This window comes from Massilia jejuensis, assembly GCF_042656795.1.
In the GTDB taxonomy this organism is placed as follows: Bacteria; Pseudomonadota; Gammaproteobacteria; order Burkholderiales; family Burkholderiaceae_D; genus Telluria; species Telluria jejuensis.
The window spans coordinates 25,948-40,845 of record NZ_JBHSMS010000035.1 but is presented as its reverse complement, the minus strand read 5'-3'; the positions used below and the strand labels follow the sequence as shown (position 1 = coordinate 40,845).

The 14,898-nt window shown below is 68.0% G+C and carries 11 protein-coding genes and 1 pseudogene; 7 read left to right on the top strand and 5 right to left on the bottom strand.

Going from position 1 to position 14,898, the window contains the following annotated elements:
• The first annotated feature begins 249 nt into the window (after nucleotides 1-249).
• From ACFPOU_RS10615 to crtB, 5 genes are read left to right on the top strand one after another with little or no spacing between them, the layout of a single operon-like run.
• Nucleotides 250-1,224, top strand: a complete 975-nt coding sequence (locus tag ACFPOU_RS10615) for a polyprenyl synthetase family protein (RefSeq protein ID WP_379720470.1) — start codon at nucleotides 250-252, stop codon at nucleotides 1,222-1,224.
• A gap of 27 nt (nucleotides 1,225-1,251) precedes the next feature.
• Nucleotides 1,252-2,544 carry a glycosyltransferase gene (locus ACFPOU_RS10610; protein ID WP_379720467.1) on the top strand — a complete coding sequence of 431 codons (1,293 nt, stop codon included), beginning with the start codon at nucleotides 1,252-1,254 and terminating at the stop codon, nucleotides 2,542-2,544.
• Nucleotides 2,537-3,721, top strand: a complete 1,185-nt coding sequence (gene crtY / locus ACFPOU_RS10605; protein WP_379720464.1) for a lycopene beta-cyclase CrtY — start codon at nucleotides 2,537-2,539, stop codon at nucleotides 3,719-3,721. The genes ACFPOU_RS10610 and crtY overlap by 8 nt, the downstream gene beginning before the upstream one ends.
• Nucleotides 3,718-5,208: a phytoene desaturase gene (locus ACFPOU_RS10600; protein ID WP_379720461.1), complete on the top strand. Its 1,491-nt coding sequence runs from the start codon at nucleotides 3,718-3,720 to the stop codon at nucleotides 5,206-5,208. The genes crtY and ACFPOU_RS10600 overlap by 4 nt, the downstream gene beginning before the upstream one ends.
• Nucleotides 5,205-6,185, top strand: a complete 981-nt coding sequence (crtB, locus tag ACFPOU_RS10595) for a 15-cis-phytoene synthase CrtB (RefSeq protein ID WP_379720458.1) — start codon at nucleotides 5,205-5,207, stop codon at nucleotides 6,183-6,185. The genes ACFPOU_RS10600 and crtB overlap by 4 nt, the downstream gene beginning before the upstream one ends.
• Here crtB and ACFPOU_RS10590 read toward each other — a convergent pair.
• Nucleotides 6,100-6,615 (bottom strand): sterol desaturase family protein, encoded by a 516-nt coding sequence (locus ACFPOU_RS10590; protein ID WP_379720455.1) that lies wholly within the window; start codon nucleotides 6,613-6,615, stop codon nucleotides 6,100-6,102. The two genes, crtB and ACFPOU_RS10590, sit on opposite strands and share 86 nt — an antisense overlap.
• Nucleotides 6,616-6,737: 122 nt before the next feature.
• On the opposite strand from ACFPOU_RS10590, the gene ACFPOU_RS10585 reads away from it, so the two are divergent.
• A complete protein-coding gene (locus ACFPOU_RS10585) occupies nucleotides 6,738-7,166 on the top strand; it encodes a DUF2141 domain-containing protein (RefSeq protein ID WP_379720452.1) in 429 nt (142 codons plus the stop codon).
• A gap of 13 nt (nucleotides 7,167-7,179) precedes the next feature.
• On the opposite strand, the gene ACFPOU_RS10580 is transcribed toward ACFPOU_RS10585, so the two are convergent.
• From ACFPOU_RS10580 to aceE, 4 genes and pseudogenes are all read right to left on the bottom strand, one after another.
• Nucleotides 7,180-7,503, bottom strand: coding sequence for a hypothetical protein (locus tag ACFPOU_RS10580; protein WP_379720449.1), 324 nt, complete (start codon nucleotides 7,501-7,503; stop codon nucleotides 7,180-7,182).
• 196 nt (nucleotides 7,504-7,699) lie between these two features.
• Nucleotides 7,700-9,532, bottom strand: a complete 1,833-nt coding sequence (gene lpdA, locus ACFPOU_RS10575; protein ID WP_379720446.1) for a dihydrolipoyl dehydrogenase — start codon at nucleotides 9,530-9,532, stop codon at nucleotides 7,700-7,702.
• 12 nt (nucleotides 9,533-9,544) lie between these two features.
• Nucleotides 9,545-10,996, bottom strand: a pseudogene (aceF, locus tag ACFPOU_RS10570) (dihydrolipoyllysine-residue acetyltransferase); the annotation flags it as partial.
• Nucleotides 10,987-13,680 carry a pyruvate dehydrogenase (acetyl-transferring), homodimeric type gene (aceE, locus tag ACFPOU_RS10565; RefSeq protein ID WP_379720443.1) on the bottom strand — a complete coding sequence of 898 codons (2,694 nt, stop codon included), beginning with the start codon at nucleotides 13,678-13,680 and terminating at the stop codon, nucleotides 10,987-10,989. The gene aceE and the pseudogene aceF, both read right to left, overlap by 10 nt.
• 303 nt (nucleotides 13,681-13,983) lie before the next feature.
• Here aceE and folD point away from each other — a divergent pair, with 303 nt between their 5' ends.
• Complete coding sequence (gene folD, locus ACFPOU_RS10560; RefSeq protein ID WP_379720440.1) at nucleotides 13,984-14,892, top strand: bifunctional methylenetetrahydrofolate dehydrogenase/methenyltetrahydrofolate cyclohydrolase FolD; 909 nt, start codon at nucleotides 13,984-13,986, stop codon at nucleotides 14,890-14,892.
• Nucleotides 14,893-14,898: the final 6 nt, after the last annotated feature.

Here is a 14,898-nt window from a genome sequence, read left to right as displayed (position 1 = left end):
GCCCTGCGGCATTTTTCATGGGCGAAGCCCGCGCATGCACGGTGCTGCCGGCGCAGGCATCCGCAGGTCGCCGGGACAAAATCGGGACGCGCCTCCTGCTCGTTCTTACGAATTATTGGAATTGACGAAGACGGCCATGAACTGGCGGCGCACCATTGCACAACTGACGATGACGCCACATCGATTCCGGTATGATGCGTGGTGAATTGATCAATTTTTCGTCACACTCTTCAGTACAAGGATCGGCGCATGACTACGATGACTGGACGCATCAACGGGCACGACGTGGACGTGCGCGGCGATCCCTGGCTGAAGGAACTGGCCGCCATCCGTGACGAGTTCGAAGAACGCATGGCCGGGTTGCTGCCCGATAGCGCCGACGGCGCCGACGCCCTGGCCGCCGCCATGCGCACCGCCACCCTGAGTGCGGGCAAGCGCATGCGCCCCCTGCTGCTGATGCTCGTTGCACGCGACCTCGGCTGCGCCTCCCCTGCCCTGGTCGATATCGCCTGCGCCGTCGAAATGGTGCATGCCGCCTCGCTCATCCTCGACGACATGCCGTGCATGGACAACGCCATGCTGCGCCGCGGCCAGCCCACCATCCACGTGCAGTACGGCGAAGACGTCGCCATCCTGTCTTCGGTGGCCTTGCTCAGCCGCGCCTTCGGCGTGCTCGCCGGCGCGCCCGACATTGCGCCCGCCGTGCGCGCGCGCCTGGTGGCGAAGCTGGCCGAGACGGTCGGCACGCAAGGCCTGGTGCGCGGCCAGTTCGAGGACCTGCGCGCCGGCGGCGAGCGCTCGGAACAGGAAATCGCCACCACCAACGAACTGAAAACGGGCGTGCTGCTGGGCGTCTCGGTCGACATGGCCGCCATCGTGGCCGAGACCGACGAATGCGTCGCCGAATCGCTGCGCGCCTTTGCGCTGGCCGCCGGCCATGCCTTCCAGATCCGCGACGATTTCCAGGACGATCCGGCCAACGACAGCGGCGTCACCGGCAAGGACACCGGCAAGGACACCGGCAAGGCCACCTTGATCAACGCCCTCGGCTTCGAGGAAGCGCGCAGGCGCCTGGCGCATTATCTCGACACCGCCGACCGCAACCTGACCGAGGCCGTCGGCAGCAAGCACCGTACGCGCCGTTTCGTCGGCACCCTGTTCGGGCAAGGCGCGGACATGCGCCTCGGCGCCGGCATGCCGCAGTGGCGCCAGGTGCACCATTGATCAACCCCGGCTAGGCGAGGACAGCGCATGGCGCATTTCGGCGTGGTCGCTCCCGCGTTCTACAGCCATGTCAGCGCCCTGTCGGCGCTGGCACTGGCGCTGGTCGAGCGCGGCCACCGCGTCACTTTCCTGCAGCGCCCGGACGCGGCCGCCTACATGGGCGACGCCCGGCTCGGCTTTCACGCGGTCGGCGCCGCCAGCCACCCGCCGGGTTCGATGGCGCAGTCGCTGCGGCGCGCGGCCAACCCCGGCAGCCCGCTCGGCCTGCGCCGCGTGATCCTCGACATGGCCGCCGGCACCGGCATGCTGTGCCGCGAATTGCCCGGCGCTTTCGCGCAGCTGGGCATCGACGCCGTGCTGGCCGACCAGATGGAAGCGGCCGGCGCCCTGGTGGCCGAGGCACTCGGCCTGCCCTTCGTCTCGGTCGCCTGCGCGCTGCCGGTCAACCGCGAGGCCGGCGTGCCGCTGCCGGTCATGCCTTTCGACTGGGGCGACAGCGAACGCGCACTGCACATGGTCGACGGCAGCACCCGCGTCTACGACTGGATGATGACGCCGCACCGGCGCGCCATCGAGGCCGAGACGCGCCGCCTCGGCATTCCCGTTCGCGGCGCCCTGCACGAATGCCTGTCTCCGCTGGCCCAGGTCAGCCAGACCGTGGCGGCCTTCGATTTCCCGCGCGCGCGCCTGCCGGACGGCTTCCACCATGTCGGCCCGCTGCGCTGCGCCACGCACAAGGCGCCGGCGCGGATCGAGGCGCTGCCCGCCATCGCGCCCGGCCGCCCCTTCGTCTTCGCCTCGCTCGGTACGCTGCAGGGCCACCGCTTCGACCTTTTCAAGCGCATCGCCAAGGCATGCCGCCGGCTCGACGCCCAGCTGCTGGTCGCCCATTGCGGCGGCCTCGACGCGCGCCAGGCACGCGCGCTGGAGAGCCATGGCGCCACCTGGGTCTGCGCCTTCGCGCCCCAGGAAGCGGCACTGGCGCGCGCCGACGCCGTCGTCTCGCACGCCGGCCTGAATACGGTCATGGACGCCGTCGCCGCGCACACGCCGATCCTGGCGCTGCCGATCGCCTTCGACCAGCCGGGCGTGGCCGCGCGCATCCGCCATGCGGGCGTGGGCCTGTCGGCCTCGCCGCGCTTCACCGGCGCCGGCGCGCTGGCGCGCCAGCTGCGCCGCCTGCTCGACGAGCCGGGTTTCGCGCAGCGCTGCGCGCCGCTGGCCGAGCAGGTCCGCAACGCCGGCGGCAGCACGCGCGCGGCCGACATCGTCGAGCGGGCGCTCGGCCCCGTCGCCGCCGGCCGGGTGCAGCGTGGATAAGCCCGGCGTCGATGGCTACGACCTGATCCTGGTCGGCGCCGGCCTGGCCAACGGCCTGATCGCCTGGCGCCTGCGCAGCCAGCGGCCCGACCTGAAGGTCCTGCTGCTCGAAGCCGGCGACGCCATGGGCGGCAACCACACCTGGTCCTTCCACGACGGCGACCTCGACGAATCGCAGCATGCCTGGATCGCCCCCCTGGTCGGCACCCGCTGGCCGCGCTACGAGGTCGTCTTTCCCGGCCACGCGCGCACGCTCGAGAGCGGCTACGCCAGCATCGGCTCGGACGACTTCGCCCGCGTGATCGGCGGCGCGCTCGGCACTTCGCTGCGCGCCGGCGCCCGCGCCGACAGCGTCACCCCGACCACGGTGCGCCTCGCCGGCGGCGAGCTGCTGGAAGCCGGCGCCGTGATCGACGGCCGCGGCGCCCAGCCAAGCCCCCGCCTGGCGCTCGGCTACCAGACCTTCCTCGGCCAGGAAGTGAGACTGACCGTCCCACATGGCCTGAGTGCGCCGGTCATCATGGACGCCAGCGTGGAACAGCAAGGCGGCTACCGCTTCGTCTACCTGCTGCCTTTCGGGCCGGACCGCATCCTGATCGAGGACACCCATTACGTCGACAGCGGCGCCTGGGAGCCGGACCGCCTGCGCGCCAACGTGGCCGCCTATGCGGGGGCGCGCGGCTGGGAAATCGCCGAGGTCCTGCGCGAAGAACACGGCTCGCTGCCGATCGTGCTGGCCGGGGACTTCGAACGCTTCTGGGACGACCTCGACGGCCAGCCCGCGTCCGGCCTGCGCGCCGGCCTGTTCCACCCGACGACCGGCTACTCGCTGCCGCACGCGGTGCGCCTGGCCGAGCGCATCGCGAACCTGGCCGACTTCTCGGCGCCGGCCGTGTTCGACGCGATCCGGCGCGAAGCACGGGACGCCTGGAAGAGCCAGGGCTTCTTCCGCCTGCTCAACCGCATGCTGTTCCTGGCCGGCAGCCCGGATAACCGCTGGCGCGTCATGGCGCGCTTCTACCGCTTGCCCGCCCCGCTGATCGAGCGCTTCTATGCCGGGCGCCTGCGCCTGGGCGACAAGGCGCGCATCCTCAGCGGCAAACCTCCCGTACCCGTGCACGCGGCGATGTGCGCCGCACGCATGTTTCACCCCAGTCAGATCAGGAAACCAGAATGAAACAAGCTAACACCGCAGTGGTCGTGGGCGCCGGCTTCGGCGGGCTGGCGCTGGCCATCCGCCTGCAGGCCGGCGGCACCCGGACCACGCTGCTGGAAAAACGCGACAAGCCGGGCGGCCGCGCCTACGTCTACGAAGACCAGGGTTTCGTCTTCGACGCCGGCCCGACCGTGATCACCGATCCCTCCTGCATCGAAGAGCTGTTCACGGTGGCGGGCAAGCGCATCGAGGATTACATCGACATGCTGCCGGTGACGCCCTTCTACCGCCTGTGCTGGGAAGACGGCACCCATTTCGATTACGCCAACGACCAGGAAGCGCTCGACCGCCAGATCCACGCGATCAACCCGGCCGACGTGGCCGGCTACCGGCGCTTCCTGACCTACTCGAAAGCCGTGTTCGAGGAAGGCTATATCAAGCTCGGCACCGTGCCTTTCCTGACCTTTCGCGACATGATCGCGGCCGGTCCGAAACTGGCCCGGCTGCAGGCCTGGCGCAGCGTCTACAGCATGGTGGCGAAGTTCGTGCAGGACGAGCACCTGCGCCAGGCCTTTTCCTTCCACTCGCTGCTGGTCGGCGGCAATCCGTTCGCGACTTCCTCGATCTACACGCTGATCCACGCGCTCGAGCGGCGCTGGGGCGTCTGGTTCCCGCGCGGCGGCACCGGGGCGCTGGTCAATGGCCTGGTGCGCCTGTTCCAGGATATCGGCGGGCGCATCGAACTGGACGCGGCGGTGGCCCGGATCGAAACCGAGGGTGCGCGCGCCAGCGGCGTGCGCCTGCAGGACGGCCGTTTCTTCCCGGCCGATGCGGTCGCTTCGAACGCCGACGTGGTCCACACCTACGCCGCGCTGCTGAACGGGCATCCGCGCGGCACGGCCGAAGCAGCCAGGCTGCAAAAGAAGCGCTTCAGCAATTCGCTGTTCGTCATCTACTTCGGCCTGGACCACCACCACAGCCAGCTGCAGCACCACACGGTCTGCTTCGGCCCGCGCTACCGCGGCCTGATCGACGAGATCTTCAACGGCAACGCGCTGGCCGAGGATTTCTCGCTCTACCTGCACGCCCCCTGCGTCACCGATGCGTCGCTGGCGCCGCCGGGCTGCGGCAGCCATTACGTGCTGGCGCCGGTGCCGCACCTGGGCAATGCCGACATCGACTGGGACGTGGTCGGCCCGCTCTACCGCGACAAGATTTTCGCCTACCTGGAAGAGCGCTACATGCCGGGCCTGCGCAGCCAGCTCGTCACCAGCCGCATCTTCACGCCCTTCGATTTCCGCGACCAGCTCAACGCCCACGTCGGCTCTGCCTTCTCGCTCGAACCGGTGCTGACGCAAAGCGCCTGGTTCCGGCCGCACAACCGCGACCAGGACCTGGCCAACCTGTACCTGGTCGGCGCCGGCACCCACCCGGGCGCCGGCGTGCCGGGCGTGATCGGCTCGGCCAAGGCGACGGCCGGCCTGATGCTGGGACAGGTGAGCGCATGAGCGCGCATCCGGACGGCTCCCTGCTCGCGCACGCGACCGAGACGATCAAGGTCGGCTCGAAGAGCTTTGCCGCCGCCGCCAGGCTGTTCGACGCGCCCACCCGGCGCAGCGTGCTGATGCTGTATGCCTGGTGCCGCCACTGCGACGACGTCGTCGACGGCCAGGAACTGGGCCACGGCGTGGCCGCCGCCAGCCACGATCCGCAGGGCGAACTGGCCCGGCTCTACGAACAGACGCGGCGCGCCTACGCGGGCGACGCGATGATCGACCCGGCCTTTGCCGCCTTCCAGGAAGTCGCGCTGCGCCATGCGATCGCGCCGCGCCATGCATTCGACCACCTGGCCGGCTTCGGGATGGACGTCATGGAGACGCGCTACGAGACGATCGAGGACACGCTGCGCTACTGCTACCACGTGGCCGGCGTGGTCGGCCTGATGATGGCCACGATCATGGGCGCCAGGGATCCGCGCGTGCTCGACCGCGCCTGCGACCTGGGACTGGCCTTCCAGCTGACCAACATCGCGCGCGACATCGTCGACGACGCCGGGATCGGGCGCTGCTACCTGCCGGCGCAATGGCTGCGCGAGGCAGGCATCCCGCCGCACGAGCTGGCACTGGCGCGCCACCGCGCCGCGCTGGCGCGGGTCGCCGCGCGCCTGGTCGATCATGCCGAGCCCTATTACGATTCGTCGATGGCCGGCCTCCAGGCCCTGCCCCTGCGCTCGGCCTGGGCGATCGCCACCGCGCGCAACGTGTACCGCCAGATCGGGATCGAGGTGAAGGCGCGCGGCGCGCGCGCCTGGGACGAGCGGGTCGGCACCTCGGGCGCGGCCAAGCTCAAGCTGCTGGCCAAGGGCGGCGTGCAGGCGCTGCTGTCGCGCCTGCGGCCTGCTACGGCGCGTCCTGCGGGTCTGTGGCAGCGTCCCGGCGCCGACGCTGCGGCGCACCCCCATGCAGTGCCTGCAACTGGCGCTTGAGGGTACCGACCGAAGGCGCATACAGGAACCCGAACGAGACCGCGCCGTCCTTGCCCTCGACCGCATGGTGCATGCGGTGAGCCTGGTACAGGCGCTTGGCATAGCCGCCGCGCGGCGTGTACTTGAAGGGCCAGCGCCGGTGCACCAGCCCGTCATGGGCGATGAAATAGAGCATGCCGTAGGCCGTCATGCCGACGCCGATCCATTGCAGCGGCCAGGCGCCGTGGGTGCCGGACCAGATCAGGGCGATGGCCAGGCCGGCGAAGACGACGGCGTACAAATCGTTCTTCTCGAACCAGCCGCGGCGGGGCTCATGGTGCGAGCGGTGCCAGCCCCAGCCGAAGCCATGCATGATGTACTTGTGCGCCACGATGGAAAACGCTTCGGTGAAGACGATGGTGGCGACGACGATGAGCGTATTGAGCAACATGAAATGCAGCAAGAGGACAGGGAGAAATCGGAGTCACAGCCTACCATACCGTACCTGCGCGCGCCGATGGCGGCGGGCGCCTGTCCCGTCCTTGCCCCGACAATCCCACGAGGAGAATTTCGATGCACCAGCCGTTCCGCTCCACCCTGCCTTCCGGCGCCGCCCTGCTGCTGGCCTTGAGTGCCACCTGCGCCGCCAGCGCCGCCACGGTCGAGGTGCGCGTTGCAGGCAGCACCGCCAAGGGCAAGATCAGCGTTGCCGTGTGCGACAAGGCACGTTTCCTGAAACAGTGCGCCCACAACGCCTCGGTTCCCGCCCAGGCCGGCGAAACGCTGGTCAGCCTCAAGGACGTGCCCGCGGGCACCTGGGCCGTGGTCGCCTACCAGGACGAGAACGGCAACGGCGAACTCGACACCAACATCCTCGGCATTCCGAAGGAACCCTACGGCTTCAGCCGCGACGCGCGCGGCAGGTTCGGGCCGCCGGGCTTCGACGATGCGGCGATCGAGATCGGCGCGCCGCCGGCAACGGCCACCGTCCGCCTGCGCTGAGGAGCCGGCCGGCTCAGGCCGTTACCGAAGTTTCCTGCGGCGCCGGATGCACGCCGCCATCGATCACCCGCACCAGGAAATGCACCTTGCGTGGCGCGCGGTGCCGCTCGTGGATATCGCGCGTGAGGATCTCGACGCGGCGCGGCTGCAGGCTCAGCTGGCGCGGATCGATGTGGTCGCCCGCCGCGTCGCCGCCGGCGAACTGCGCCGCCAGATGCTGGGCCACGGTGCCGGTCAGCGTAACCGGCAGGCCGTGGAGCGTCGTATTGAGCTCGAAGGCCCGCGATGCGGGCAGGACGAACAGCGTCCCGACAAATTCGTTGCCGTGCTCTTCCATGTCATTCTCCTGTGACACGCATCCGCTGCGTTGGGCGCAGCCTCGGCTCGCCCGTCCGCATGGCCATGATAGCGCGACTGGAGGGCGGCACGCATGAAATCGTGACGGGTGTTCCGCGCAGAAATTCACGTTCGCTGGACACGAAAAAAAGCCGGGACGCGCGGTCCCGGCCCGGATTCGCCGCGCCCGCGGCGGCTCAGCGCTTGCGCGCCGGCGGCAGGTCGGTACAGACGCCCTTGTACACTTCGGCCGCCATGCCGATCGACTCGCCCAGCGTCGGGTGCGGGTGGATCGTCTTGCCGATGTCGACGCCGTCGGCGCCCATCTCGATCGCCAGCGCGATCTCGCCGATCATGTCGCCGGCATGCGTGCCGACGATCGCGCCGCCGATGATGCGCCCGGTCTCGGCGTCGAACAGCAGCTTGGTGAAGCCCTCCTCGCGGCCGTTGGCGACGGCGCGCCCCGACGCGGCCCACGGGAAGTGGCCCTTCTCGACCTTGACACCCTGTTGCCTGGCTTCGTCTTCGGTGATGCCGGCCCATGCCACTTCCGGATCGGTATAGGCCACCGATGGAATGACCTTCGCGTCGAAGAACGCCTTCTCGCCGTGCGCCGCTTCGGCCGCGACGTGCGCTTCGTGCACCGCCTTGTGCGCCAGCATCGGCTGGCCGACCAGGTCGCCGATGGCGAAGATGTGCGGCACGTTGGTGCGCATCTGGCCGTCCACGCCGATGAAGCCGCGCTCGGTCACCGTCACGCCGGCCTTCTCGGCCGCGATTTTCCTGCCGTTCGGGCTGCGGCCGACGGCCACCAGCACCATGTCGTACAGCTGCGGTTCCGGCGCGGCCACGCCCGCCTCGGCCGACTCGAAGCTGACCTTGATGCCTTCGGGGAGCGCTTCCACGCCGACGGTCCGGGTCTTCAACATGATCTTGTCGAAACGCTTCTCGTTGTACTTCTGCCAGACCTTGACCGCGTCGCGGTCCGCGCCCTGCATCAGGCCATCCATCATTTCGACGACGTCGATGCGGGCGCCCAGGGTCGAATAGACGGTCGCCATCTCGAGGCCGATGATGCCGCCGCCGATGACCAGCATCTTCTTCGGCACCTGGCGCAGTTCGAGGGCGCCGGTCGAGTCGACGATGCGCGGGTCTTCCGGCACGAAGGGCAGCTTCACGACGGACGAGCCGGCGGCGATGATCGCCTTGGCGAACTGCACGACCTTCCTGGCGCCGTCGGGACCGGTCACTTCGATGTGGTTCGGGCTGAGGAACTGGCCCACGCCCTGCACCACGGTGACTTTCCTGGCCTTCGACATGCCGGCCAGGCCGCCGGTCATCTTCTTGATGACGCCGTCCTTGTAGGCGCGCAGCTTGTCGATATCGATGCTCGGTGCGGCGAAGGCCACGCCATGGTCGGCCATGTGGCTGGTCTCGTCGATGACGGCGGCCACGTGCAGCAGCGCCTTCGACGGGATGCAGCCCACGTTCAGGCAGACCCCGCCCAGGGTCGCGTACTTCTCGACCAGCACCGTGTTCATGCCGAGGTCGGCCGAACGGAAGGCGGCCGAATAGCCGCCGGGACCGGCGCCCAGCACCATCATCTCGCATTCGACGTCGACCTGGCCGTCGTAGCTGCCGGCGCCGGCCGCCGGCGCCGCGCCAGGCGCGGCGGCGTCGAGCTTGTGGGCCGGCGCGTACGAATCGGCCGGCATGGCGGCCGCTGCCGGCGCGGCAGCCGGGGCGGCCGGCGCGGCAACGGGAGCGGCGGCGGCCGGCGCCCCGGCGCCCGCCCCCTCCTCGACCAGCAACAGCAGCGAACCTTCGTTCACCTTGTCGCCGACCTTGACCTTCAGTTCCTGCACCACGCCGGCATGGGTCGATGGAATCTCCATCGAGGCCTTGTCCGACTCCACGGTGACCAGCGACTGGTCGACCTTGATCGTGTCGCCGGGCTTGACCATCAGTTCGATGATTTCGACGTCCTTGAAATCGCCGATGTTCGGGACTTTTACTTCGACAGTGCTCATTCTCGGCGCTCCTTACAGAAGGGTCTTGCGCAGGTCGGCCAGCACTTCGGCCAGGTAGGCGGCGAAGCGGGCGGCACCGGCGCCATCGATCACGCGGTGGTCGTAGGACAGCGACAGCGGCAGCATCAGGCGCGGCTGGAAGGCGGCGCCGTCCCAGACCGGCTTCATGGCCGACTTCGACAGGCCGAGGATCGCCAGTTCCGGCGCATTGATGATCGGCGTGAAGGCCGTGCCGCCGATGCCGCCGAGCGAGGAAATGGTAAACGTCGCGCCCTGCATGTTCGCCGGGCTCAGTTTGCCCTCGCGCGCCTGGCTCGACAGTTCGCCCATCTCGGTGGCGATCTGCGACACCGCCTTCTTGTCCGCATCCTTGACCACCGGCACCACCAGGCCGTTCGGAGTGTCGGCCGCGAAACCGATGTTGTAGTACTGCTTGAGGATCAGGCTGGCGCCGTCTTCGCTGAGCGAGGCGTTAAATTGCGGGAATTTCTTGAGCGCGGCGACGCTGGCCTTGATGACGAAGGCGAGCATGGTCAGCTTCACCGCCGACTTCTGCTTGGCCAGGGCGGCGTTCGAATCGACGCGGAACTGCTCCAGGTCGGTGACGTCGGCTTCGTCGAAGGTCGTCACGTGCGGGATCATGACCCAGTTGCGGTGCAGGTTCGGACCGCTGATCTTCTTGATGCGCGACAGCGGCAGCAATTCGGTCGGACCGAACTTCGAGAAGTCGAGCGACGGCCATGGCAGCAGGTCGAGGCCGACGCCGGAGCCGCCTTTCGCCGGCGCGGCGGCGGCCGCGGGCGCGGCCATCACGCCCTTGACGAAGTTCTGCACGTCGATTTGCGTGATGCGGTTCTTCGGACCGGTGCCCGGCACGCGCGACAGGTCGACGCCGAGCTCGCGCGCGAACTTGCGGATCGATGGCGATGCGTGGGCCTTGGCGGCATCGCCGCCAGGCGCCGCGGCAGGGGCCGCGGCAGGTGCAGGGGCCGGTGCAGGGGCCGGCGCCGGCGCAGGTGCCGGTGCCTGCGCAGGTGCCGGCGCGGCGGCAGGCGCCGGGGCGGCGGGCGCCGGGGCGGCGGGCGCAGGCGCAGCAGGCGCAGGTGCAGGCGTAGCAGGCGCGGGCGCGGCGGCGTCGCCGGCGGCTTCCTCGAGCAGCAGCACGAGCGAACCTTCGGCGACCTTGTCGCCGACCTTGATCTTGATTTCCTTGACCACGCCCGCATGGCTGGACGGGATCTCCATGCTGGCCTTGTCCGATTCGACCGTCACGAGCGACTGGTCGACCCTGATCGTGTCGCCCGGCTTGACCATCAGTTCGATGACTTCGACTTCCTTGAAGTCGCCGATGTCCGGGACTTTGACTTCCACAATGCTCATAGTGTTAGCTCCGTTATTTTTTGTATGGCTGCACTGACGCGCGCCCGCCGGGAAGGGGCGCGCGTCACGAGCGTTTACTGGGTCACAGGGTTCGGCTTGCTCGGATCGATGCCGTACTTGGCGATCGCCTGGGACACGACCGACATCGCGATCTTGCCTTCGTCGGCCAGCGAACGCAGGGCGGCGACCGTGATGTAGTAGCGGTTCACCTCGAAGAACTCGCGCAGCTTGACGCGGCTGTCGGAGCGCCCGAAACCGTCGGTGCCGAGCACTTTATAGGTGCGTTCCTTCGGCATGTAGGCACGGATCTGTTCGGCGAACAGGCGCATGTAGTCGGTCGTGGCGATGATCGGGCCGCTCGTCACCTGCAGCAGCGAGGTCACGTACGGCACGCGCTGCTGCGCATCCGGATTGACCATGTTCCAGCGCTCGCAATCCTGGCCGTCGCGCGCCAGCAGCGTCAGCGACGGCGCCGACCAGACATCGGCGGCGACGCCCCAGTCGTTCTTGAGCAGCTCGGCGGCGAAGATCGACTCGCGCAGGATGGTGCCGCAGCCGATCAGCTGCACGCGGTGCTGCGCGTCGCCGCCGGGCTGCAAGAGGTACATGCCCTTCAGGATGCCCTCTTCCGTGCCCGGCGTCAGGCCCGGCTGCTCGTAGTTCTCGTTCATGATGGTGATGTAGTAGAACACGTCTTCCTGCTGTTCCACCATGCGGCGCAGGCCGTCATGAATGATCACCGCCACCTCGTGCCCGAAAGTCGGATCGTACGGCAGGCAGTTCGGCACCGTGGCCGCGATGATGTGGCTGTGGCCGTCTTCGTGCTGCAAGCCTTCGCCGTTCAGGGTCGTGCGTCCCGCCGTGCCGCCCATCAGGAAGCCGCGCGCACGGATGTCGCCGGCCAGCCAGACCAGGTCGCCCACGCGCTGCATGCCGAACATCGAGTAGAAGGTGTAGAACGGGATCATCGTGCGGTTGTTCGACGAGTACGAGGTCGCCGCGGCGATCCAGGAACTCATGCCGCCCGCTTCGTTGATGCCCTCCTGCAGGATCTGGCCGGCCTTGTCCTCGCGGTAGTACATGACCTGGTCCTTGTCGACCGGCTCGTACAACTGGCCCTGCTGGTTGAAGATGCCGATCTGGCGGAACAGGCCTTCCATGCCGAAGGTACGCGATTCGTCGACCAGGATCGGCACGATGCGCTGGCCCAGGCTCTGGTCTTTCAGCAGGCTCGTGATCACGCGGACATAGGATTGCGTCGACGAGATTTCGCGGCCGGCCGCGGTCGGTTCCAGCACGGCCTTGAACGAGGACAGCGGCGGCACGACCAGGGCTTCGTCGGCCTTCTGGCGGCGCTGCGGCAGGTAGCCGCCGAGGGCATGGCGGCGCTCGTGCAGGTATTTCATTTCCGGCGCATCGTCGGACGGCTTGTAGAACGGGATCTCGGCCAGCTTGTCGTCGGGAATGGGAATATTGAAGCGGTCGCGCATTTCGCGGATCGCATCGTCGTCGAGCTTCTTGGTCTGGTGCGCGGTATTGCGCGCCTCGCCCGACTTGCCCATGCCGAAGCCCTTGACGGTCTTCACCAGCAGCACGGTCGGCGTGCCCTTGTTCTCTTGCGCGTTCTTGAACGCCGCATAGATCTTGTGCGGATCGTGGCCGCCGCGGGTCAGGCGCCAGATGTCGTCGTCGCTCATGTTGGCGACCATCTTGAGCAGTTCGGGATGCTTGCCGAAGAAATGCTTGCGCACGTAGGCGCCGTCTTTCGCCTTGTAGTTCTGGTATTCGCCGTCGACGGTTTCCATCATCACGCGCTGCAGGATGCCGTCCTTGTCCTTCGACAGCAGGGCGTCCCACTGCGAGCCCCAGATGACCTTGACGACGTTCCAGCCGGCGCCGCGGAAGTCCGCTTCCAGTTCCTGGATGATCTTGCCGTTGCCGCGCACCGGGCCGTCCAGGCGCTGCAGGTTGCAGTTGACGACCATGACCAGGTTGTCGAGCTGCTCGCGCGCGGCCATGCCGATCGCGCCCATCGATTCCGGTTCGTCCATCTCGCCGTCGCCGCAGAAGACCCAGACCTTGCGGTTGGCGGTGTCGGCGATGCCGCGCGCGTGCAGGTACTTCAGGAAGCGCGCCTGGTAGATCGCCATCAGCGGGCCCAGGCCCATCGAGACGGTCGGGAACTGCCAGAAGTCCGGCATCAGTTTCGGGTGCGGATACGACGACAGGCCCTTGCCGTCGACTTCGCGGCGGAAGTTGAGCATCTGCTCTTCGCTGATGCGCCCTTCCAGGTAGGCGCGCGCGTAGATGCCCGGCGAGCTGTGGCCCTGGATGTAGAGCAGGTCGCCGCCGTGGGTCTCGTTCGGGGCGTGCCAGAAGTGGTTGAAGCCGATGCCGAGCATGTTCGCCAGCGAGGCGAAGGACGAGATGTGGCCGCCCAGGTCGCCGTCGGCGCGGTTGGCCTTGACCACCATCGCCATCGCGTTCCAGCGCATCCAGGAACGCAGGCGCTCTTCATATTCGAGGTTGCCCGGGCAGTTCACGTTCAGGTGGGCCGGAATCGTGTTGACATAGGCGGTGTTGCTGGAGAACGGGATGTGGGCACCGCGCCGGCGCGCCAGGTCGACCAGGCGCTCCATCAGGTAATGCGCGCGTTCGGTACCTTCGTTTTCGATGACCGCTTCGAGCGCGTCGAGCCATTCCTTGGTTTCGAGCGAATCGGGGTCGCTGGCGGCCTGGGCCGTCAACTGATCGAGTTGAGCTGACATTGGTGCGTCTCCTTGGTTTTGGTGGCCCACGTCGATCTTCCCGATCGCCGGCGGCGGATGGTAATGAAAATCCAATCTGGTTCGAGCAGCACGATTTTACCAGTGCATTTACTCTTTTTCAAATTACGATATATCATTTCATATTGCGGAATAACGGGTCAAAACCGGGCCGCGCCGGGGCTACGCACCCTGTAGCGCTCTCATCACTACCAACTCTGTAAATATGACAACGAACCACGGAGCGCGGCGCGCGATACCCGCGCGCCGTATAATTTCATCTTTGTCCAGTGATGAGCCCACACCATGCCTGCCCAACTGATCGACGGAGTCCGACTTTCCCAACAACTGCGCGCCGAGATCGGCACGCGCGCCGCGACCCTGGCCGCGGCCGGCCAGCAGCCCGGCCTGGCCGTGATCCTGGTCGGCGAAGACCCGGCCAGCCAGGTCTATGTGCGCAACAAGGTCAAGGCCTGCGGCGACGTGGGCTTCCATTCGGTGCTGGAAAAATACGAGTCCGACCTGAGCGAGGCGGCGCTGCTCGCGCGCATCGCCGCCCTGAACGAGGACCCGGCCATCCACGGCATCCTGGTGCAGATGCCCTTGCCGCGCCACATCAGCCCGAGCAAGGTGATCGAGGCCATCGCGACGGCCAAGGACGTGGACGGCTATTCGGTGCTGTCGGCCGGGGAACTGGTCGCCAACCTGCCAGGTTTCCGTCCCTGCACGCCCTACGGCTGCATGAAGCTGATCGAATCGACCGGCACCGACCTGCGCGGCAAGCATGCGGTCGTGATCGGCCGCTCGAACACGGTCGGCAAACCGATGGCGCTGCTGCTCTTGCAAGCCAATGCCACCGTGACCATATGCCATAGCGCGACGCCGGATCTGGGCGTCCATACGCGCCAGGCCGACGTGGTCGTGGCCGCCGTCGGCCGCCGCAACACGCTGACCGCCGACATGGTCAAACCCGGCGCGATCGTGATCGACGTCGGCATGAACCGCGACGACGCCGGCAAACTGTGCGGCGACGTCGACTTCGCCGGCGTGCGCGAGGTCGCCTCGCACATCACCCCGGTGCCGGGCGGCGTCGGTCCGATGACGATCACGATGCTGTTGATGAACACCGTCGAGTCCGCGGAACGCGCGCTCGGCAAGCACCAGGAACGGCTCGCCCCGCCGGCCGGGATGGTCCCGGCCGGCGGCATCGCATGAACTCAG

Excerpts from the sequence above, each read along its gene's own strand:
- folD (WP_379720440.1), top strand. The coding sequence starts at position 13,984 with ATGCCTGCCCAACTGATCGACGGAGTCCGACTTTCCCAACAACTGCGC.
- ACFPOU_RS10580 (WP_379720449.1), bottom strand. The coding sequence starts at position 7,503 with ATGGAAGAGCACGGCAACGAATTTGTCGGGACGCTGTTCGTCCTGCCC.
- lpdA (WP_379720446.1), bottom strand. The coding sequence starts at position 9,532 with ATGAGCACTGTCGAAGTAAAAGTCCCGAACATCGGCGATTTCAAGGAC.
- ACFPOU_RS10590 (WP_379720455.1), bottom strand. The coding sequence starts at position 6,615 with ATGTTGCTCAATACGCTCATCGTCGTCGCCACCATCGTCTTCACCGAA.
- aceE (WP_379720443.1), bottom strand. The coding sequence starts at position 13,680 with ATGTCAGCTCAACTCGATCAGTTGACGGCCCAGGCCGCCAGCGACCCC.
- ACFPOU_RS10585 (WP_379720452.1), top strand. The coding sequence starts at position 6,738 with ATGCACCAGCCGTTCCGCTCCACCCTGCCTTCCGGCGCCGCCCTGCTG.
- ACFPOU_RS10600 (WP_379720461.1), top strand. The coding sequence starts at position 3,718 with ATGAAACAAGCTAACACCGCAGTGGTCGTGGGCGCCGGCTTCGGCGGG.
- ACFPOU_RS10615 (WP_379720470.1), top strand. The coding sequence starts at position 250 with ATGACTACGATGACTGGACGCATCAACGGGCACGACGTGGACGTGCGC.
- crtB (WP_379720458.1), top strand. The coding sequence starts at position 5,205 with ATGAGCGCGCATCCGGACGGCTCCCTGCTCGCGCACGCGACCGAGACG.
- ACFPOU_RS10610 (WP_379720467.1), top strand. The coding sequence starts at position 1,252 with ATGGCGCATTTCGGCGTGGTCGCTCCCGCGTTCTACAGCCATGTCAGC.